The sequence below is a fragment of the Psychrobacillus sp. NEAU-3TGS genome, from assembly GCF_029955155.1.
Taxonomy (GTDB): domain Bacteria; phylum Bacillota; class Bacilli; order Bacillales_A; family Planococcaceae; genus Psychrobacillus.
The window spans coordinates 143,290-162,801 of the sequence record NZ_JAPNOZ010000004.1 but is presented as its reverse complement, the minus strand read 5'-3'; the positions used below and the strand labels follow the sequence as shown (position 1 = coordinate 162,801).

General features: G+C 37.1%; 19 protein-coding genes. 11 read left to right on the top strand and 8 right to left on the bottom strand.

Annotated elements, in window-relative coordinates; translation table 11 throughout:
* Nucleotides 1-83: 83 nt before the first annotated feature.
* From OR571_RS01695 to OR571_RS01680, 4 genes are read right to left on the bottom strand one after another with little or no spacing between them, the layout of a single operon-like run.
* Entirely contained in the window at nucleotides 84-740 is a 657-nt protein-coding gene (locus OR571_RS01695) for a carboxymuconolactone decarboxylase family protein (RefSeq protein ID WP_282241138.1), read from the bottom strand.
* A gap of 40 nt (nucleotides 741-780) precedes the next feature.
* Nucleotides 781-2,013 carry an APC family permease gene (locus OR571_RS01690; protein ID WP_282241484.1) on the bottom strand — a complete coding sequence of 411 codons (1,233 nt, stop codon included), beginning with the start codon at nucleotides 2,011-2,013 and terminating at the stop codon, nucleotides 781-783.
* The gene (locus OR571_RS01685; RefSeq protein WP_282241137.1) at nucleotides 1,956-2,219 is read right to left on the bottom strand and encodes a hypothetical protein; all 264 of its coding nucleotides are present in this window, start codon (nucleotides 2,217-2,219) and stop codon (nucleotides 1,956-1,958) included. The genes OR571_RS01690 and OR571_RS01685 overlap by 58 nt, the downstream gene beginning before the upstream one ends.
* 50 nt (nucleotides 2,220-2,269) lie before the next feature.
* Complete coding sequence (locus OR571_RS01680) at nucleotides 2,270-3,490, bottom strand: MalY/PatB family protein (RefSeq protein WP_282241136.1); 1,221 nt, start codon at nucleotides 3,488-3,490, stop codon at nucleotides 2,270-2,272.
* A 208-nt stretch (nucleotides 3,491-3,698) separates the two neighbouring features.
* Here OR571_RS01680 and OR571_RS01675 point away from each other — a divergent pair, with 208 nt between their 5' ends.
* Nucleotides 3,699-4,145, top strand: a complete 447-nt coding sequence (locus tag OR571_RS01675) for a MarR family winged helix-turn-helix transcriptional regulator (protein ID WP_282241135.1) — start codon at nucleotides 3,699-3,701, stop codon at nucleotides 4,143-4,145.
* A 53-nt stretch (nucleotides 4,146-4,198) separates the two neighbouring features.
* A complete protein-coding gene (locus OR571_RS01670; RefSeq protein WP_282241134.1) occupies nucleotides 4,199-4,741 on the top strand; it encodes a hypothetical protein in 543 nt (180 codons plus the stop codon).
* A 41-nt stretch (nucleotides 4,742-4,782) separates the two neighbouring features.
* Here the strand turns inward: OR571_RS01670 and OR571_RS01665 are convergent, their stop codons facing one another.
* On the bottom strand, nucleotides 4,783-6,819 hold the full coding sequence (locus OR571_RS01665) for a catalase (protein WP_282241133.1): 2,037 nt from the start codon (nucleotides 6,817-6,819) through the stop codon (nucleotides 4,783-4,785).
* 280 nt (nucleotides 6,820-7,099) lie between these two features.
* Here OR571_RS01665 and OR571_RS01660 point away from each other — a divergent pair, with 280 nt between their 5' ends.
* From OR571_RS01660 to OR571_RS01620, 9 genes are all read left to right on the top strand, one after another.
* The gene (locus OR571_RS01660) at nucleotides 7,100-8,272 is read left to right on the top strand and encodes an acyl-CoA dehydrogenase family protein (RefSeq protein WP_282241132.1); all 1,173 of its coding nucleotides are present in this window, start codon (nucleotides 7,100-7,102) and stop codon (nucleotides 8,270-8,272) included.
* 360 nt (nucleotides 8,273-8,632) lie between these two features.
* A complete protein-coding gene (locus tag OR571_RS01655; protein ID WP_282241131.1) occupies nucleotides 8,633-9,637 on the top strand; it encodes a LacI family DNA-binding transcriptional regulator in 1,005 nt (334 codons plus the stop codon).
* 11 nt (nucleotides 9,638-9,648) lie between these two features.
* Nucleotides 9,649-10,605, top strand: a complete 957-nt coding sequence (locus tag OR571_RS01650; RefSeq protein ID WP_282241130.1) for a nucleoside hydrolase — start codon at nucleotides 9,649-9,651, stop codon at nucleotides 10,603-10,605.
* Between the two features lie 22 nt (nucleotides 10,606-10,627).
* Nucleotides 10,628-11,230 (top strand): ECF transporter S component, encoded by a 603-nt coding sequence (locus OR571_RS01645; protein ID WP_142539282.1) that lies wholly within the window; start codon nucleotides 10,628-10,630, stop codon nucleotides 11,228-11,230.
* A 72-nt stretch (nucleotides 11,231-11,302) separates the two neighbouring features.
* Nucleotides 11,303-12,046, top strand: coding sequence for an energy-coupling factor transporter transmembrane component T family protein (locus tag OR571_RS01640; RefSeq protein WP_282241129.1), 744 nt, complete (start codon nucleotides 11,303-11,305; stop codon nucleotides 12,044-12,046).
* The gene (locus OR571_RS01635) at nucleotides 12,043-12,903 is read left to right on the top strand and encodes an energy-coupling factor ABC transporter ATP-binding protein (RefSeq protein WP_282241128.1); all 861 of its coding nucleotides are present in this window, start codon (nucleotides 12,043-12,045) and stop codon (nucleotides 12,901-12,903) included. Before OR571_RS01640 ends, OR571_RS01635 begins: the two co-directional genes overlap by 4 nt.
* Entirely contained in the window at nucleotides 12,896-13,708 is an 813-nt protein-coding gene (locus OR571_RS01630) for an energy-coupling factor ABC transporter ATP-binding protein (RefSeq protein ID WP_282241127.1), read from the top strand. The genes OR571_RS01635 and OR571_RS01630 overlap by 8 nt, the downstream gene beginning before the upstream one ends.
* 17 nt (nucleotides 13,709-13,725) lie before the next feature.
* Nucleotides 13,726-14,619 carry a ribokinase gene (rbsK, locus tag OR571_RS01625; RefSeq protein ID WP_282241126.1) on the top strand — a complete coding sequence of 298 codons (894 nt, stop codon included), beginning with the start codon at nucleotides 13,726-13,728 and terminating at the stop codon, nucleotides 14,617-14,619.
* Complete coding sequence (locus tag OR571_RS01620; RefSeq protein ID WP_282241125.1) at nucleotides 14,619-15,506, top strand: DMT family transporter; 888 nt, start codon at nucleotides 14,619-14,621, stop codon at nucleotides 15,504-15,506. The genes rbsK and OR571_RS01620 overlap by 1 nt, the downstream gene beginning before the upstream one ends.
* 735 nt (nucleotides 15,507-16,241) lie before the next feature.
* Here OR571_RS01620 and fabI read toward each other — a convergent pair.
* From fabI to OR571_RS01605, 3 genes are all read right to left on the bottom strand, one after another.
* Nucleotides 16,242-17,021, bottom strand: a complete 780-nt coding sequence (gene fabI, locus OR571_RS01615; RefSeq protein ID WP_282241124.1) for an enoyl-ACP reductase FabI — start codon at nucleotides 17,019-17,021, stop codon at nucleotides 16,242-16,244.
* Nucleotides 17,022-17,209: 188 nt separating this feature from the next.
* Entirely contained in the window at nucleotides 17,210-18,667 is a 1,458-nt protein-coding gene (locus OR571_RS01610; protein ID WP_282241123.1) for a HAMP domain-containing sensor histidine kinase, read from the bottom strand.
* Entirely contained in the window at nucleotides 18,606-19,286 is a 681-nt protein-coding gene (locus tag OR571_RS01605) for a response regulator transcription factor (RefSeq protein WP_282241122.1), read from the bottom strand. Before OR571_RS01605 ends, OR571_RS01610 begins: the two co-directional genes overlap by 62 nt.
* Nucleotides 19,287-19,512: the final 226 nt, after the last annotated feature.

Below are 19,512 nucleotides of genomic sequence, written 5' to 3'. Positions count from 1 at the left end.
TCACTACAAAAGTTACGATTTCCAATTAAAACGAATTTTACAACTAACACAGAAGGACAGAGCTTTTTCCAGACGAATTATTTTCACCCTTCATATGCATTTAAAGCATTTACACTATGAGCCAAGGCCGATCCTGCCTTTAAAGCTGTTGCTACAAAAATAGATTCTGTGATTTCTTCTAAAGAGATGCCTAATTGTTTTGCTTTTTGCGTATGCGCTTCAATGCAGTACGCACAACCTGTTACATGTGCCACGGCAATAGCCATTAGTTCTTTATCTTTTTGACTTATTAATCCAGGTTTCATCGCTTCCATATCAAATTTATTGAATGCTTTGAAAGCGTCTGGGTTGGCTCCACCCAATTCTTTAAATCTTACCATATTCGATCTTTTGTAAAGTTCATCATCGTGTGTACCGTCAAACGCATTTAGTCCATTCAATCCATGAGCGAGTGCGGAACCAGCTTTTAATGCAGTAGCAACCATCACCGCTTCTAGTATCTCTTCTTTAGATGCTTCTAATTTTTTTGCTGCAGTTACATGAGCTTCGATACAGTAAGGGCAGCCTGTCACATGAGCAACTGCAATAGCAATTAATTCCTTCGTTCTTTTTGGAATAAGTCCTTCTGCTAAAGCTAATTGGTCGAATGCTACAAATGCTTTAAATGTATCTGGAGCGTGCTTTCCTAATTCTGTTAATCGTTTAGCATTAGATTTTACATATAAACTATCCATTGTCATTTTATAGCCTCCATTATTTAGATTTGCAAATCATACATTATTAATCCAGTTGTGTATTAGGCTTTGCTATTGGAATAGCTTCTCCTAAAGTTGCAGCTGTCTCTAGCTTAACATTCGAATCATTTCCAACATTACTGTCCGAAGCGTTTTCAAAATGAAGCGTTTTATTAAGTCCATACTTCGGACTATTTCCAACAATAGTTACATAAATCGCTGCCGCAGCCATATAAACGACTGCTCCAATAATAATCTTGTAAGAGAGGGAAGACATTAATAAATATCCTTGGAATAATAACAAAGCTACTCCGATATATACAATTGTATTTAAAACCAGAGGCGATAATTTAAATGGCGCCCTTTTATAAAGTTCTGGATATTTCTTCGGTAATTTAGTTGCTGCAAATACAGGAATAATATTGGAAAGTAGAAAAACTCCGGTGCCTAATGCGGATATTAATCCAAGGGATAACCCAGTAACTATTGGTATAACACCAATAATATAAAATAGAGTTAACAACCAGTGTGGTGTCCCAAATCTTTTATTCACTTTTCCTAATGATTTTGGTAACCATCCATCTTCACATGCAATCATTATCCCTTTCGTAACCCATGAAAGCGTCGCATTTAAGGTCGTTGCTAGTGCAAACATAGCTCCACCAACCATAAAGAAAATGAATAGTGGCCCTGGGAGTATTGTTCTTGCAACATCTGTTAAAGGCATATTAGCGACATCCGCAATAGGTAATACACCTACTGCAATAGTAGCCATAAATGCGTATAACAACCCTATAGCCAATGTAGTTACAATAATGGTTAACGGTATATCTCTTCCTGGGTTCTTCATTTCTCCACCAAGCTCCGCTACAACTTGTGCACCGCCTGTAGCAAATGAAAGTAAACCTACCGCCATAAAGAATCCTACAAATCCACCCGAGAACATTTCTCCCGTATTAAAAACAGCATAATTTACTTCTGGCATACCCCATACAACAAAAACTATTAATGCGAGAAGCAAAATAATTACCATAAATTTTTCTACAAGTGCTGCAAATTTTACTCCTACCAGATTCGCTATAAAAAACACAGTAAGAAGTGTAAATGCCACTAACTTAAGTGGAGCAGACGGAACCAAGCCTTGAACGTATTCTGCAAATGATATGGAATACATCGCAAGTGTAAGTTGCGCAAGTATAAATAACGTTAGCCAAAAGAATCCTATTTTAGGAGATAAAAGTCTGCTAGTATACCTATATAATCCCCCTGTTGTTGGAATAGCTGACCCATAACAGCTATTGGTAACACCATAAATAACGTAAAGACTGAAGAAATAACAAACGCTAAAGTTACCCCGCTACCTGTCATTCCTATTGCAATACCTGTTAACGCCATGACTCCAGCACCGATAATTTGTCCTGCACCGATACTCATTACATCTCCTAGACCTAGTACCTTCTTTAAATTTGCCTCTTGATTCGCCATATATTACACCCCTTTGTGAAAGCTGCATTTTATAGTTTTAACTTTGTATTTTAAGAGATTACACTTTTCACTCTCACATCTACATGAACATCCTCAAATTCCTTTGCAATTCTTTCAAATGCTTCTTTAATAACTGACCTTGGCGACGGAAGACAAATTCTTTGATACGATAAACCTTCTTCTCCGAACATACTTCCATCCTCTAGAAGTACATTAGCCCTATTGTAAATTCGATCATGCACTTCTTTCGGCGAAAGTCCGTAAGAGCTAAAGTCCATCCACATAACATACGTACCTTCTGGAATTCTCACTTTTACTTGCGGCATTTTTTCAGCTAAGAAATTGACTACCCACTCGATTGTCTCATCGATATACTCTTTCAATTGCTCTAACCAATCTTCTCCCTCGTTATATACCGCTATAAGTGCAGCTATCGTAAATGGCGATGCAAGTTGAAAGCCCATTACTTCACTAAATGTGTTTCGAAGCTCTGGATTTGAAATAATCACATTAGTACAATGAAGCCCTGCTACGTTAAATGTTTTGTTAATAGCGGTACATGTAATAATATGACCTACATCCTCAACTACTTTTGCTATTGGTAGAAATGTTTGATCACGTCTCATTAAATCTCCATGAATCTCGTCTGCGATTATTAACACATTATTTTCTGCACATATAACAGAAAGTTTTTGAAGCTCTTCTCTATTAAAAACTCTTCCTGCTGGATTATGAGGGTTACATAAGATGAATAGCTTCGTATTTTCTTCCTTTGCTTTCGCTTCAAAATCCTTAAAATCAATGGAATAATAACCTTCCTCGTCGCATTTTAACGCGTTATTCACAACTTTTCTTCCATTTCCCTCTATCGCTGAAGTAAACGGCGGATACACTGGACGTTGAATGATAACACCATCCCCTGGATTAGTAAACGCTTTCACAGCAACATTTAAAGCATGAACAGTGCCTGGACTATAAACGATTTCCTCTTTTTTTATCTCCCAGTCATGTCTCTTTTTGAACCAATGCTGAATCGATTCATAATACTTATTTGGGAGTACAGAGTAACCAAATATTTTATGATCAACCGTTTTGTGCAGGGCATCTATTAAGGGTTGTGGTACCGGTAGATCCATGTCTGCAGTGAATAAAGGAATTGTTTTCTCATCGTATCTTTCAGTCAATCCCATTTCCTTAATCATTTCGCCTCCATCCCATTTAAGAGAGTAAGTTCCTCTTCGGTTTACGATTTCATCAAAGTTATATCTCACTTCAATTACCCCTTTCTTATCCTAATATTGCTAACAGTCACTGACTTAAAAGTAGTTTAGCACCTAAACAATATAACGTCAATTATATTTTTTAACTAATCAGATAATTTATTTTTGTCGTATCTAACCTACTTGTTAAATTACTCTCATGTTACAATAGCCATAATACGTTACAGGGTAATTTCGAAAATCTTGGGGAGGGGAAAAAATGTCTAGAGAAGAAGTGTTCAGTGAACTAATGGAATCACTTTATGAGATTTCTAGGAAAATTGCTTCGTATGAAAGCGTGCCTAGGAAGTACGGTACGGAAGATGAACTTTATATGGTAGAAGCACATACAATTAATCTGATTGGGAACAAAATACAAACCACTTCCACAGAACTTACAGAACTCACTAAAAAAACAAAAGGTGCAATCTCTCAAATGGTAGATAAATTAACCAAAAAAGGGATGATTATTAAAAATAAAAACCCTAAAGATAATCGAGAAGTCATCCTCGAACTATCGGAAAAGGGAAAAATAGTTTATGAATATCACAAAAAATTGGACTCAGTGGAGTATGAGAAGCTTTTAACTAAGCTAGATGATTTTTCGAATGAGGACTTTTTAATGTTTAAGAAGTTGACCTCTTTACTAGAGCCTGAAGTAGGATGACTGTTTTTGAAAAACTTAATAAATAGCAATTTTTCCTTGAAAGGGGTGTTGTTTTGAATTTTATTGCATGGACGATAATCGCTTGTGAAGTTGGCTTTTGGGTAGTTATTTTACTAGGCCTCATAACTAGATATATATTAAAAAAAGAACGTCTTGGTTTATTTTTTCTTGCATTAACGCCAGTGATCGATCTAATTTTACTTGCAATTACATCTATAGATTTATATAACGGGGCAACTGCAACGCTTGCACATGCTATCGCAGCTGTCTATCTCGGTTCTTCGATTGCCTTTGGAAAGAGCATGATTCGCTGGGCAGATGTACGGTTTCGATATTATGTTCAAAAAGAAGGCACTAAACCTGTACGTAAAACGGGAATGGAGTTTGCACGAGAGTCATTAAAAGGATCTTTTCAGCATTTACTTGCTTACATCATTGGGGGAATCATATTACTCATTTTAATTTACATCATGGATGACACCTCAAAATCTGAGGTTTTATGGGGAACATTAAAACTTTGGGGACTGATTCTTGGAATTGACTTTGTCATCTCCATTTCTTACTTTATATGGCCACGACTCTCAAAAACTAAGTAAAAGGGATGCCCCTGCGTGAAGGGGCATCCCTTTTAACTATTTTATACTACTCTATTCCAAAAACGATGCTCAGCAATTGCATTAGTAAAACTTTCTACAAAGCTGTTTCCTGTCTCTTTTGTTACTACACCGGCTTGCCCTGTAAACCCGAGCTCATCCAGCAATTGGTCTCCATGAAACGAAGCAGCAATCGGCTTGAAATGAGCATATGCTTCTTTCACAAAATACGCGGCTTCTTTTTGATATGTCGGTGTTGTACCTTGTGGGCTTACAACATACACTGCGTCAAATAATACGGAATCTGCAGTAGAGAACGTATGGTTTGCTTCCAATAAGGTTCCGTCAGCACCTTTAATCGCCCCTAGATGATCACTTACTGTCTCAATCATTGTCCCTTTCGCCTTTAGGGCATCTAACATAGCGATCAGTTCTCCATCAAATCCTTCCGAAACGAGTACAGCAATTTTGCGTGTATCTGGTTTCTTAGCTGAATTTAATTGGCTTAATGCTGGAGAGACCTTGCTATTAGTTGGTGTATTAGTAGCCTGCACAGTAATACCTAAGTTTTTAGCTACCTTATTTGCTAAATCTACATCTATATTCAAAAGCATTTCTACAACTTGCTCGCGCACGCTCTTTTCCTTACATTTCCCAAGCTCGAAACTGAAGGCATTGATAATATGCAGCTTCTCGGGATTACTCATACTGTTCCAGAACATTGTCGCTTGGGAGAAATGATCCTTAAAGCTTTCGCTTCGGGCACGAACCTTGTGACCATCGACTTTCTCCTGATAATGTACATAACCACCTTCTTCCTCACTAACCGGAGTCGGTGTATTACCCGCAAGTGAGTTTTTGTGGTAGCTGACTTGTCCAACATTTATCGTTTGTCTGCCATATCCATCTCGTTGATTGTTATGGAATGGGCACACTGGTCGGTTGATCGGTAGCTCATGGAAGTTTGGACCTCCAAGTCGAATTAGCTGTGTGTCTGTATAAGAGAACAATCTGCCCTGTAGTAGTGGATCATTTGAAAAATCAATACCTGGGACTACGTTTCCTGGATGAAATGCCACTTGTTCCGTTTCAGCAAAAACATTGTCTACATTTCTATTCAATGTCATTTTTCCAATAATTTTTACTGGGACTTCTTCCTCTGGCCATAGTTTCGTAGCGTCTAAAATATCAAAATCAAATTGAAATTCATCTTTTTCCTCAATCATTTGAACACCTAATTCAAACTCCGGAAAATTTCCGCCTGCTATAGCCTCGTATAAGTCCTGTCTATGGAAATCAGGATTTTTACCATTTAATTTTTGTGCTTCATCCCAAACAACTGAGTGTACGCCTAAAACAGGCTTCCAATGAAACTTTACAAAATGAGACTTACCTTCTGCATTAACGAATCGGAAAGTATTAACCCCGAATCCTTCCATCATTCGAAAGCTCCTTGGAATTGCCCGATCAGACATTGCCCACATGATCATATGGGCAGATTCTTGATTGTTAGCTATGAAGTCCCAAAAAGTATCATGTGCGGTTGCAGCTTGTGGAATTTCATTGTGTGGCTCTGGTTTCATTGCATGGACTAAATCTGGAAACTTAATACCATCTTGTATGAAAAAAACGGGAATATTATTTCCTACTAAATCGTAGTTACCTTCTTCCGTATAAAACTTTGTCGCAAATCCACGTGCATCACGTGCGAGCTCCCCAGATCCACGTGAACCCATTACGGTTGAAAACCTTACAAAAACCGGTGTTTTCGTTCCTGGGCTTTGCAAGAATTTCGCTTTTGTATAAGCTTGCATTGATTCATATAATTCAAATTCTCCATGAGCAGCATATCCTCGTGCATGTACTACTCGTTCCGGAATACGTTCATGGTCAAAATGGGTCATTTTTTCACGAAAATGAAAATCCTCTAAGAGAGTAGGACCTCGTTCACCGTTTTTTAAAGAAAATTCATCCTCTGAAACTTTTAGACCTTGATTCGTAGTCATTGCTTTGTCTTTATCATCCACACGAAACTGTTCTAATTGTTCATTTTTGCTGTTTGCATTCACTTTTTTATCCAAGCTGGTTCCTCCTCTTTATTTGCTACTAATCCTCTGTATTACTACTACCCTATGGCTCTTTTTAAAAACATTTTTCGACTAAAAAGTGAGAGATTTATAGAAAATTAGGTGAAAATGCGAGGTAATATCTGCAAAAGGTTTCACATATCATATAAATCCTACTAAAATAATAAGTATTATAATTGACTTCTTTTTCTGATAAAGGTAGACTCATTTCAATGTAATCGATAAGTTTAATACATACATAAATAGGATTAAATTTAAAAGGAGATTAGCAATTATGAAAAGGTTGTTTGTGCAAAATAAGAAACAACAAGATTGGCTCAATAATTTGGCAAGATTAGAAGAAAATTTCACAAGTAAAGCAGCTGAAATTGACGAACTTTCCATTTTCCCAAAAGAAAATATAGAAGATTTAAGGAAGCTTGGTTATACGAGCATAACATTGCCTAAAGAATTTGGCGGCGAGGGACTTTCTGTGTATGATATGGTGCTTCTACAAGAGACGTTAGCAAGCTATGATGCAAACACTGCATTATCAATTGGCTGGAGCTTGGGTGTAGTCGGTGACCTTTTTGAGAAAAAGCTTTGGACTAAAGAAAAGTTGGATTTCTTTTCTAAAGAAATTTTGAATGGCGCGCTCATAAACCGATCTGTTAGCGAAGCACAAATGGGAAGCCCAACACGTGGTGGACGTCCAGGAACTACAGCTGTAAAAAATGGGGACACTTGGGTACTGAATGGACGTAAAATTTTCACGACAGCTTCTCCAGTACTCACTTACTTTTTAACTTCTGCATGGATTGAAGAAAAAGAAAAAGTTGGATTTTTTCTTATTCACCGTGATATAGAAGGAGTTTCCATAGAAGAAACATGGGATGTTATTTCTATGCGCGGCACAAGTAGTAATGATCTAGTACTTACAAATGTAGTCGTGCATGAGACTGATTTAGTGGAGCTTCCTGAATTAGTAAGTGGCGGTAAAGTGAACGGCTGGTTACTCCATATTCCTGCTACTTATTTAGGTGTGGCACAAGCAGCTCGTGATTATGCTGTTCATTTTGCCAACACGCATTCTCCTAATAGTTTAAATGGAACAATTGCTCAGCTACCAAACGTCCAACAGCTAATCGGTGAAATTGATTTGGAGCTTACGAAAGCACGATTTGTTATTTACGGAGCCGCTTCCGCATATGACAATGTATCCTCACGAGATCTTATATCTAATGAAATCTCCGTTGCAAAGCATATCGTAACCAACTCAGCTATCACAATTGTTGATAAAGCAATGCGCCTAGTAGGAGCAAAAAGTTTGCAACGAACAAATCCATTACAGCGCTATTACCGAGACGTTCGAGCTGGATTACATAATCCACCAATGGATGATATGACGATAAAAAAGCTAGCGCAATCTGCACTGGAAGAAGATCAAAATAGAAATCTAGTAAAATAATTAGAGGAAAGAATATAATAAAAAAGAAAAGAATTTGCATACTCTAAAGCTATTTCCGTGAAAAAATTTCCGGAGATAGCTTATTTGCATTCCCCTACATTATTGCATTCCCTAAGTAAGTCATCGTTACAACGGAACTCCCCTTTCATAATGTACTCTTGATTTTGATCTATTTTTTATTATGCTAAGATACTATTTCTATCATTAGAAACTGCCTTTATCTAATACAATAGATTGTTTTATTTTAATATTTTCGAAAATTCAATTGACAAATGAAACCGTTTGCAATATTCTGAATAACAATTAGAGAAAACGTTTTCGTAAAACGTTTTCCTAACAAGTAGGAACAGGTGATTATAGATGGAAAAGTTAACAATCAAGGATATAGCTAGGGAGGCAGGTGTTTCAATCACAACAGTTTCACGAGTATTAAACAATAAGGAAGATGGAATGACCCAAAAAACTCGGGAGAAAGTCCTGAAAGTAATGAAAGAGCTAAATTACCAACCAAATAAGTTAGCTCGTGGTTTAGTAACAAAACGCTCCAATATGCTCGGATTAATAGTCCCAAATATTACCAATCCCTACTTTCCTGAACTTTGTAGGGGTGCAGAAGATGAAGCAAACAATAGGCAATATAGTCTCATTATTTGTAATTCAGACGATCAATCCGGGAAAGAAGAAAATTATATACGCTTGTTAAAAGAACAACAAGTAGATGGCATATTACTTTCTAGTAAGGATCGTTTATCAAAGACTAGTAAAAATCAGTTACAAAATGGCAAAATTCCTTATGTACTATTTGACCGTGGAGAAGATGGAACCGATTATTCAGGTGTCTTTTTAGACAATGAAAAAGGTGGTTACCTAGCAGGGAAACACCTGACAGATTTAGGTCACTTTCAAATTGCCTGTATGACGGGACCAAGAGAAATTCAAAATTCCAAACAAAGACTTTCTGGGTTTCAACGAGCTCTAAAGGAAGCTACTGTAGATCTTCCTGCATCCTCCATTTTAGTTGGCGACTTTCAAATGGATACTGCTTATCGTGTAGCAAAAAAGTTTCTACGGGATAATACGGTGACCGCTATTTTTGCTAGTAATGACTTAATGGCCTGTGGAATCTACCAAGCTGCACATGAAATGGGAATTCAAATACCTGATCAACTATCCATCGTTGGTTTTGATGATATTCCATTAGTAACCGCATTAATCCCAAAGTTAACTACGGTTAGACAAGATACTTATGAAATGGGAAGAAAAGCAATAGACCTACTTATTAACAAAATAGAAGGTGAGATTTCGGAAGGTGTAATATTTGAACCTACTTTAATAATCAGAGAAAGCACAAAAAAATTACAATGAGGTGTAAACACATGACAGTACCAGTAATTATCGATTGTGATCCAGGAATAGATGACGTAATGGCGCTAACACTCGCCTTTGCTCATCCCGAACTAGACATCAGACTCATCACAACAGAACCAGGAAACCAAACACAAGCAAAAACAATTCACAACGCACTTGCTTTTACTAGTTATATGAAAAAAGATATCGAGATTGCTAGAGGTTTAGATAATCCTTTTTTCCGTCAGCTTGAAATCGCCGATGAAGTACATGGAGACAATGGACTTGGGGATGTCCATTTTCCAGAACCAACTATCCAATTAAGTAATAGAACCGCAATAGAAGCAATGAAAGAAACACTCTTATCTAGTGACGAACAAATCGTACTCATTGCGACAGGACCTTTGACAAATGTCGGTGCCCTTCTACTGGCGCACCCAGAAGTAAAATCAAAAATTAAATATATCTCTTATATGGGTGGGGCTGCAGTAGGTGGAAATATGACTCCTACTTCAGAATTTAACGTATATGTCGATCCACACGCTGCAGACATTGTCTTTCGTTCTGGCATTCCAATCATCATGAGCGGATTAGACGTAACCCATAAAGCATACGTTACAAAAGAAGAATTAAACCAAATCGAAGCAATTGGTACTGATTTTGCACATAAGGTTGTTCAGATGCTTCGTTTTTATGTACACACAGCTAAACAGACAGCATTTCATGAGGAGGGTTTTGAAAGTCATATACGTTTACATGATCTATGCGCAGTGTCTTATGTATTAACACCTGAATTATTTGAAGGCGATGACTGTTATGTGGCAATCGAGCTAGAAGGCAAGTTGACAGCCGGAACAACTGTTGTAGATTATGCACAACGAACTGGGCTTCCGCATAATGTGAAAGTATTACATACGGTTCATAGAGAGAAGTTTGTTGAACAATTTCTGAGTGCCGTTCAAACAATGAGCCGACAAATCGGCTAAAAAAAGCAAAGGGGGAAAATTCATGAAACGCAGCTTTAAAGATGATTTTAATATGATGGCAATGCTGTTAATTCCGATTGCAGTAGCAGTGAACCTAGTAGGATTTCAGTTAGCTAATGTACTTCGCTTACCAATATTCTTAGATACGATTGGCACAATTATAGTTGGGGTTATTGCAGGCCCTTGGGTTGCTCTACTTACAGGACTTATTACAAATTTAATTAACGGTATTTTTAATCCTGTTTATTTTCCTTACGCATTAACTTCTATAGCAATTGGGGTTGGTGCAGGTTACCTTTCTAAATACGGTTTTTTCAAAAGTGTACCAAAAACAATTATTTCTGGAATCATTATTACTTTTATAGCAGTTATTGTTTCAGCACCTATCACGGTGTTTGTCTTTGGTGGAGTAACAGGAAATACTTCATCCCTTATTACTGCAGCTTTCTTAGCGTCAGGACAGGAATTATGGTCCGCAGTCTTCTCTTCTAGCTTTATCACAGAGGTTGCAGACAAAGTTGTTTCTGTTTTAATCGTTTACTTTATCGTAAAAGCCATGTCAGATCGTTATTTATCCAAGATGAATTATGGGGACTTGTACATGAAACGAAATAACAGAAAATAATTCTTATTCTTCCCGTTTAACTATTCATTTCTTGAACGGGAAGAAATTATTTTTATAAGGGGCGTATGTAACTTGAAACAAAATATATTACTTCAACTTCATCCAATGACAAAGTTCTTTTTCACTCTCTTTATCTTTGCGGTAGTGCTCATATCGCCTGGATATATATTTTCTTTTGCCATCTTCCCTATTTTAATACTAATAGCAATGCTTGCCGGTGTTGCAAAAGAGTTCCTCAATATCGTTATTAAAGCTTTGGTTACTGTTTTAATCTTCATCTTCATTATGCAAATGTTTTTCTATCCTGGGGAAAATGTGCTTTGGGAATGGGGCATCTTTGAAATAAAACAAGAAGGAATAAAATATGGTCTATTACTCACATCCCGGATTCTTGCAATTGGATCTGCTTTTATTCTATTTTTCCGAATGACAGAAGTACGTGATTTCGTGAAATCATTAGAAGATATAGGATTGCCACCGATGGGAGCATATGTCGTATTATCAACCCTTCAAATCATTCCAGAAATGCGTCGCCAAGCAAATACCATTATGGAAGCGCAAAAAACACGTGGTGTCGAAACGGAAGGTTCCATATTTGTACGTGCTAAAGCTTTTATACCAACGCTAACTCCGCTTATATTATCTTCTATCGCAGGAACAGAAGAGAGAGCAATTACATTGGAATCTAGGGCATTTTCTGCTCCCGTCAAAAAAACAAGCTTACACCAACTATCGAAAAGTAACATGGACCGAGCTCTTCCAATTGTCTTTGCATTGGTTGTTATTGGTCTAATTGTATGGAGGTTTTTCTTATGACAGCTATGATTGATTTAAAAAATGTATCTTACCGCTATCCAGTCAGCGATGACTCCGTGTTAAAAAATATTTCATTTTCAATTGAAAAAGGAAAATTCACTGCAATTATCGGCAATAATGGCTCTGGAAAAACAACATTATGTAATACAATACGAGGCTTTGTCCCCCACTTTTATAAGGGAGAATTAGATGGAGAAGTAATAATCGATCAAACAAAAATAACAGATTACCAATTAGGGCAACTTGGAGAAAAAGTAGGATATGTATTTCAAAATCCATTCATTCAAGTGTCGGGAGTAAAAGACAATGTATTTGAAGAAGTAGCGTACGGTTTAGAAAACCTAGGCATTCCGGTCGAAGAAATTAAAGTTCGAGTAGAAGAAGTACTAAAACTTGTCAAAATCGAATATTTACGAGACAAAAATCCATTTGAACTTTCAGGTGGGCAAAGGCAAAGAGTAGCCCTTGCGTCTATTATTGTAATGGATCCAGAAATTTTAGTAATAGATGAACCAACTTCTCAACTCGATCCTATTGGTACACAACAAATATTTGAAATTATACGGCTGATGAAAGAGCGTGGAAAGACAATTGTTTTAGTAGAACATAAGATGGATCTGATCGCAGAATATGCGGATGATCTACTTGTTATGCACAAAGGAGAACTTGTTATGCAAGGTCCTGTTCGTGAAGTATTTGCGGATCCTGAGTTTGAAAAATATCAAATTCAATATCCACATGTTACAGAAATTGCTCTTCAATTACAGCAATCAGGTATCCCCCTTACTTTCCTACCAATTCGTGATGAAGAACTAGCCGATGCTTTAAATAGAACGGAGGTAGCTGCACATGACTGAACTTCATCTAACTAATGTTAGCTTTTCATATCCAGATGGAACAAAGGCGCTAGAAAACCTTACACTCTCTGTCACATCTGGAGAACGTGTAGCCATTGTAGGACAAAATGGGGCAGGAAAAACGACAGCAGTCAAGTTAATGAATGGATTATTAAAACCTACAGAAGGCTCTGTTCTAGTAGGAGATTGGGATACAAAAAATCACACAACAGCACAAGTTTCGAGAAAAGTAGGCTATGTTTTCCAAAATCCGGATGATCAAATATTCCATAATGATGTAGAATCTGAAGTTCGTTTTGGTCCCAAAAACATGGGATTTGAACCTGAACGAGTAAATGAACTTACTGATTGGGCGATGAAATTATGTGGAATCTCTGAGTTCGCAGAAGAAAATCCTTATAACTTACCCTACTCTGTTAGAAAGTTTGTAACAATAGCATCGGTATTAGCTATGGATTCAGATATTATCATTTTGGATGAACCTACTGCTGGACAAGATAAAATTGGTTTACAAGTTTTAGGGAATCTACTTCAAGTGTTAGAAGAAAAGCAGAAATCTGTTATTACAATTACGCACGATATGGAGTTTGTAACAGACTATTTTACACGCATTATTGTAATGGCAAACCGACAATTAGTAGCCGATGACAATGCACAAAAAGTCTTTTATAATACGGAAGTTTTAGAAAAAAGTATGTTAAAACCTCCCGCTGTTGCCCAAATGGCAAAATTACTTGATTTCTCTCCAGGCATTTTATCAAAGCAGCAATTAATCGAAGCAATTTTAGCACAGCACAGTTTATGAAAGGAGCGAAATAATACGTGAACATTACTGTTGTAGGCAGTACAAATATAGACCTTGTATACACGGTACCACATATCGTGAAAGCCGGAGAAACATTACACAGCACAGAACATGAACTGTTTTTCGGAGGAAAAGGTGCCAATCAAGCGGTAACTGCTAGTCAATTAGGGGCTAATGTCGAATTTATAGGTAACGTCGGAGCAGATGATTTTGGGGAACAAGTAAAGCAAAACTTACAAGTAAAAGGGGTAAAGACCGAGGCTGTACAAAAAATCGGATTGACTGGTCAAGCCATTATTCAAGTAGCGGATTCAGGAGAAAATTCTATCGTACTATTTCCTGGTGCAAATTTTCTTGTTACAAGAGAACAAATATCCGCAGCAAAAGACAAAATAGAAGCAAGTGACGTTCTTCTCTTACAATTGGAAATTCCTATACCTGTGGTCGAGGCTGCTGCAGACATCGCTTCACAAAAAGGGATACATATTATTTTAAATCCAGCACCTGCCCAACAAATAAGTGATTCATTACTAGGTAAAATTTCCATACTAACACCAAATGAAACCGAGTTAGAGATGCTAACTGGGTTAAAAACTAACACAGAAGAGGGTCTGTTCCAAGCTTGTTCTCTATTGATTCATAAAGGAGTAGGGGCAGTTGTCGTGACATTAGGAGAAAAAGGTTCCTATTATATGAATATCAATGAACATGGATATGTACAAGCAAATCAAGTAGAAGTAAAAGATACAACAGGCGCGGGTGATGCGTTTAACGGTGCATTAGCAGTAGGTTTACGTCAAGGAAACTCATTACGAGAAAGCATTTTATATGCATCAAAAGTTGCAGGATTTGTTGTTACACAAATGGGTGCACAACCTACTATTCCCCATTCTTTTCGAGTAAACAAATAATGAAGTCGATCATCTATTTAATCGTTCTCAGTTTTTTATGGGGGTCTGCATTCATGTGGACAAAAGAGCTTTTAGATGTTTTTAAGCCCCCTACTATTGTTTTTTTTCGTTGCTTATTTGGTTTAGTTGCTCTTTTACCATTTATATTACTCAAAAAAAATCGAATGCATCTGAAAATTCGTCCATTTTTTGTATTCGTGCTAGCTTTAGGTGCTGCCATCCCTTGGAATATTATGGCCTTCTCTCTTCAAGGAATTGATACAAGTTTAAGCGGAATATTAAATGCCACTACACCTTTATTTGCTTTATTATTTTCCATAGTTATTCTGAAAACAAAGCCTTCTTGGAACCAAACAATCAGCCTGTTAATAGGATTTGTGGCAGTTACCGTGTTAATACTTTTTTCTAGTCAATCTACTGGCGTTCAGTTTTCCATTTTCCACGCTTTTCTTATGTTCGCTGTTACAATGGCATACGCATTAAATTCTATATGGATAAAAAAGTATTATACAAGCATCCCTACAATTCTACTAGGTTTTTGGACACTTTTAATTTCAACCATTGTAAATGGGATTATTAGTGCCTTTATGGAACCGTATGCATATAAACACTTAGGAACATGGGAAACAATATTACCACTTCTCGTATTAGGTTGTCTTTGCGCTGGGCTTGGCTATGTTATTTTTTATCAAATTATTTCAATTGGAGGACCTATTCTTGCATCAATGGTTACGTTTGTCAGTCCTTTTATCACAATCGCTTTAGGTATTTTCTTTTTACAGGAACCCTTTCATTTAGGAATAGTAATTGGGTTGCCATTGATGATTTTAAGCTTACTGCTCATGAATATTCATATATTTAAAAGAGATGTTCCACTGATTAAATAGAATATACCTTATAAATTAAAAGCCAACTATTTCTTTATAAATACTAATACTTCTTTCTTAATCACTATAAATTAAGCCAGAACAAAGCGCTAAAGCACCCATCTCTTCCTATGATAAATATTAATAGGGTGCCGCACTTAATAGAGAAAATGCGTCGTAGAGAGTGGAATGAAGTGTCTGCTGGGATTTCCACTGCAAGGGCGGACGCTTTCCGCGGGCGTTGCCTCAGCCGCTTCCCTCGCTACGCTCAGTCCAGGGTCTTCGGCTGACGCTTTTCCCGCTGGAGTCGCCGCCCTTTCGCTACAATCCAATAGAGTTTACTATTTACTCTGTATAGATGCACTAAATCTAGTACTATGTTGCATATTCTATGGGTGAAAACCTTTGATTAGTCAGCAAGTTCAATTGATTGAAGCGCAGGGCGGCGACACCTGCGGGATCAGCGGGACAGGTGAGACCCCGCAGGAGCATTAGCGACGAGGAGGCTCACCGCCCGCCCCGCGGTAAGCGTCCGCCCAGAGCGGAAATCTTAGCGGACGTATTATAGGATTTTTACGACGCAGTTTCTCTATACTACGCTCGATCAAAAAATGACATAACTTACTTGTGTTACATTTAAAAAGTTAACCACTTTTTTTATAGAATTATATAATTTTTATAAAGCATAAAACCCCGTAAATATTAGATTAATTTCTAACTTTACGGGGTAGTTCAACTATAAAAGATTTCTAATGGTTATCCCATAATATTGTAACCGGAATCGACGTAAACGACTTCCCCTGTTACTCCACGAGATAAGTTTCCTAGAAGTCCAACTGTCATGTCGCCAACTTCTTCCGCCGTTACATTTCGTTTAAGTGGTGAAGTTTCTTCGATTTTATGCAAGATTGTATTAAAAGAAGAAACTCCTTTTGCTGCTAGTGTGCGTACTGCTCCCGCTGAAACAGCATTCACGCGAATATTATGTTTCCCTAGATCAAGTGCCAAATATCTAACAGATGCTTCTAATGATGCTTTCGCAATTCCCATTACGTTATAGCCCTCTAATACGCGCTCTGCTCCTAAGTAAGTCATCGTTACAATAGAGCCACCTTCTGTCATAAATGGCGCTGCTTCACGAGCTGCTGCGATTAGAGAGTAAGCACTTGTATCTTGAGCAAATGCATAACCATCTCTCGTTGTTTGAAGGAAATCATTTTTCAAATCTTCAGCATGGGCAAACGCAACAGAATGGACAACTCCGTGAATTACCCCTACTTCGTTTCCAATTTTTTCGAAAGCAGTTTTAATGCTTTCATCGCTATTAACATCACATTCCACGATTAACTTTGCTTCAAAGTTATTATTCGCTAATGCTTTCTCAAGTTTTCCTAAAGAACGTTCTTTACGGTACGTGAAAATAACATTTGCTCCAACATCAAATAGAGATTTTGCTACTCCCCATGCAATACTACGCTCGTTGGCAACTCCCATAACTACAATATTCTTATCTTTCAATTGGATTAAGTCTTTCATATGAACCTCCATTTTATTATGCTAATATACTATACCTATTATTAGTACCAGTTACTAATTTTATCATACCATATTTCTCCCCTTTTGCACTATTCTCTCCTGATTTCTGTTTTGTTTTTTTAAATGGTTGATGTATTATTATGTAAATTAAAAAAGTAAATATGAAGAAAGAAGGCTACGGAATCTCGTTAGCCTTCTTTTAATAGTAGCAATTCAAAGCATGTGCCTTTTTCTGTACTTTCAACTAAATGTAAATCACCTTTAATCGATTGTGCCATCATTTTACTCAGAGGCAATCCTAGACCAAGCCCGCGAATACCGTACTTTTTATTTTCTCCTCTAAAGAACCGCTCGAAGATAAAAGCTTGCTCTCCAATTTGTATTCCTGATCCTGAATCTTTAACGAGGACAGATACATACTGTCCTTTTTCAGAAAGCGAGATTGTTATTTCACCTATCCCGGATATTGCTTGTTCTGCGTTTGTTAATAAATTGGTCATGATTTGTTGTAAACGAACTAAATCAGCAGAAATCATTACTTTTTTATGAAGTAATTGTAGGTTCACCACTACATTTGATTGCTCCTGTATCGCTTTCCACTGAGTAGTTAATTCTTTCATAAAGTTATCAATATCTAGACGAGAAATTTCCACAGGTACCGCGCCTACTGCAAAGGAATTGAACGCTAGTAAATCACCGACCATTGTTTTCATCTTGGTCGTTTCAACAAGCGCCATTCGAATAAACTCTTCTGCTTCTTGTCCAGTGACGACATCATCATTTACCGCTTGCAATAATCCACTAATCGACGTTACTGGCGTTTTTAGTTCATGTGTCACACCTGCTAATAATTCAGTTCTTGTTTTTTCTAATTGCTCTAACCGTCCTGCCATTTGTTTAAATGAAGAAACAAGCTCGTATACTTCTTTTTCCTTAATATGGTCCGATAAATTGATTTCATAGTTACCACTTTGCACTTGCTTAGCTGCTTCTGCTACTTGTTTTATCGGATGCGCTAATCTCCTCGACAGAAAATATATAGCCCACCAGCCAAGCAATGCAAGTCCAACTATCAATATAGCTAGCTGGCCATACTCTTGTTTAACCATCGTTAATTTTTCTTTTGACTCAACCATCAATATCCAGCCAACAAGCTCATCATCTATCTCAATTTTCCTTTTTACCGAATAATATTTTTTATTGTTTTCGGGAGAAATAAATGTTTCAATTTCATCTTTTCCACTTATTAATTGACTAAATGTCCTTTGCTCCCCTTGTTTTAATGGAAAATTACTTGATATTACTTCTCCATCCGTATTGACTATGTACATGGATGGGTTAATATTTTGCATCCTAAACCGATCTTCAGCAAAATCTGGCACTCTTTCATTTGGAGGAATTCCAGGCATACTTACATCAGTAATCCGATTCACCATCTCTTCTGCCATAAACTCCATCATTTCTAAACGATTTTCGAGTGTCGTATGTCGTATCCATAGTGCTGAAATAAAAGAGATTATTAACAATCCTATTATTAATGTTAATAAATATCTACTTGTCCAATACGACAACAGAGTCACTCTCTTATTTTTGTCTAACATTGAATTGATACCCCAATCCTCGTAATGTTCTAATCTCGCCTTCATCTTCCGACCAATCAGCGAGTGCTTTTCTCAGACGCTTTATAGATAAATCAACTGCTCGGTCACTTCCGTCGTAATCCCATCCCCAAATATGTTCAATTAACTGATCTCTAGTAAATGTTTGGTTCGGTTGCTTAGCCAAAAATAGTAATACTGACAAATCCCTTGGTGTAAGAAATATTTCTTTTCCATCTAGCCATACAGAATGACCAATAAAATCTATATGAAGCTTACCAAAGTTGATAGTTGATGGTTCTTCACTAGATACCCTTCGCAATACCGCCTTTACTCTTGCGACAACTTCATCAGCAATAAATGGTTTTGTAATATAATCATCTGCACCTTCGCCAAAGCCTTCTAGGCGATAGTTAACATCTCCTAATGCAGTTAACATAATAACTGGGCAACTCCCTAGAGAACGAATTTCTTTTAAAATAACCCAGCCGTTTTTCCCAGGAAGCATTATATCTAACAATACTAGATCAGGACATTCCTTTTCAAATACCTCTATTGCTTCTCCCCCAGTGTAGCACTGTACTACTTCATAATTTTGTTTCGTTAAATACGCTTTCAGTACTTGGCTAATGGCAAACTCATCTTCGACTATTAATATTTTTTTCATCCGCCTAGCACACCCTTACCTGAGAGTTTCTAAATTTCTTACATTATACCACCTATTTAAGTCAGAGAAATGTCGGCCGGAATCTCACCAAATTAAATGATTTACATACATTGAATTCCGTATGTTGGCAGCTTAAAAAGAAAAGCCCCCAAATCGAAGTTTTCGACTTGGAAGGCTGTTTTCTCATGAAGTCATTCGTATACTTCGTTATATCTACATAATTGAG

Excerpts from the sequence above, each read along its gene's own strand:
- OR571_RS01660 (WP_282241132.1), top strand. The coding sequence starts at position 7,100 with ATGAAAAGGTTGTTTGTGCAAAATAAGAAACAACAAGATTGGCTCAAT.
- OR571_RS01630 (WP_282241127.1), top strand. The coding sequence starts at position 12,896 with ATGACTGAACTTCATCTAACTAATGTTAGCTTTTCATATCCAGATGGA.
- OR571_RS01620 (WP_282241125.1), top strand. The coding sequence starts at position 14,619 with ATGAAGTCGATCATCTATTTAATCGTTCTCAGTTTTTTATGGGGGTCT.
- OR571_RS01610 (WP_282241123.1), bottom strand. The coding sequence starts at position 18,667 with ATGAAGGCGAGATTAGAACATTACGAGGATTGGGGTATCAATTCAATG.
- OR571_RS01650 (WP_282241130.1), top strand. The coding sequence starts at position 9,649 with ATGACAGTACCAGTAATTATCGATTGTGATCCAGGAATAGATGACGTA.
- OR571_RS01695 (WP_282241138.1), bottom strand. The coding sequence starts at position 740 with ATGACAATGGATAGTTTATATGTAAAATCTAATGCTAAACGATTAACA.
- OR571_RS01675 (WP_282241135.1), top strand. The coding sequence starts at position 3,699 with ATGTCTAGAGAAGAAGTGTTCAGTGAACTAATGGAATCACTTTATGAG.
- OR571_RS01605 (WP_282241122.1), bottom strand. The coding sequence starts at position 19,286 with ATGAAAAAAATATTAATAGTCGAAGATGAGTTTGCCATTAGCCAAGTA.
- fabI (WP_282241124.1), bottom strand. The coding sequence starts at position 17,021 with ATGAAAGACTTAATCCAATTGAAAGATAAGAATATTGTAGTTATGGGA.
- OR571_RS01645 (WP_142539282.1), top strand. The coding sequence starts at position 10,628 with ATGAAACGCAGCTTTAAAGATGATTTTAATATGATGGCAATGCTGTTA.
- OR571_RS01685 (WP_282241137.1), bottom strand. The coding sequence starts at position 2,219 with ATGGCGAATCAAGAGGCAAATTTAAAGAAGGTACTAGGTCTAGGAGAT.
- OR571_RS01655 (WP_282241131.1), top strand. The coding sequence starts at position 8,633 with ATGGAAAAGTTAACAATCAAGGATATAGCTAGGGAGGCAGGTGTTTCA.
- OR571_RS01635 (WP_282241128.1), top strand. The coding sequence starts at position 12,043 with ATGACAGCTATGATTGATTTAAAAAATGTATCTTACCGCTATCCAGTC.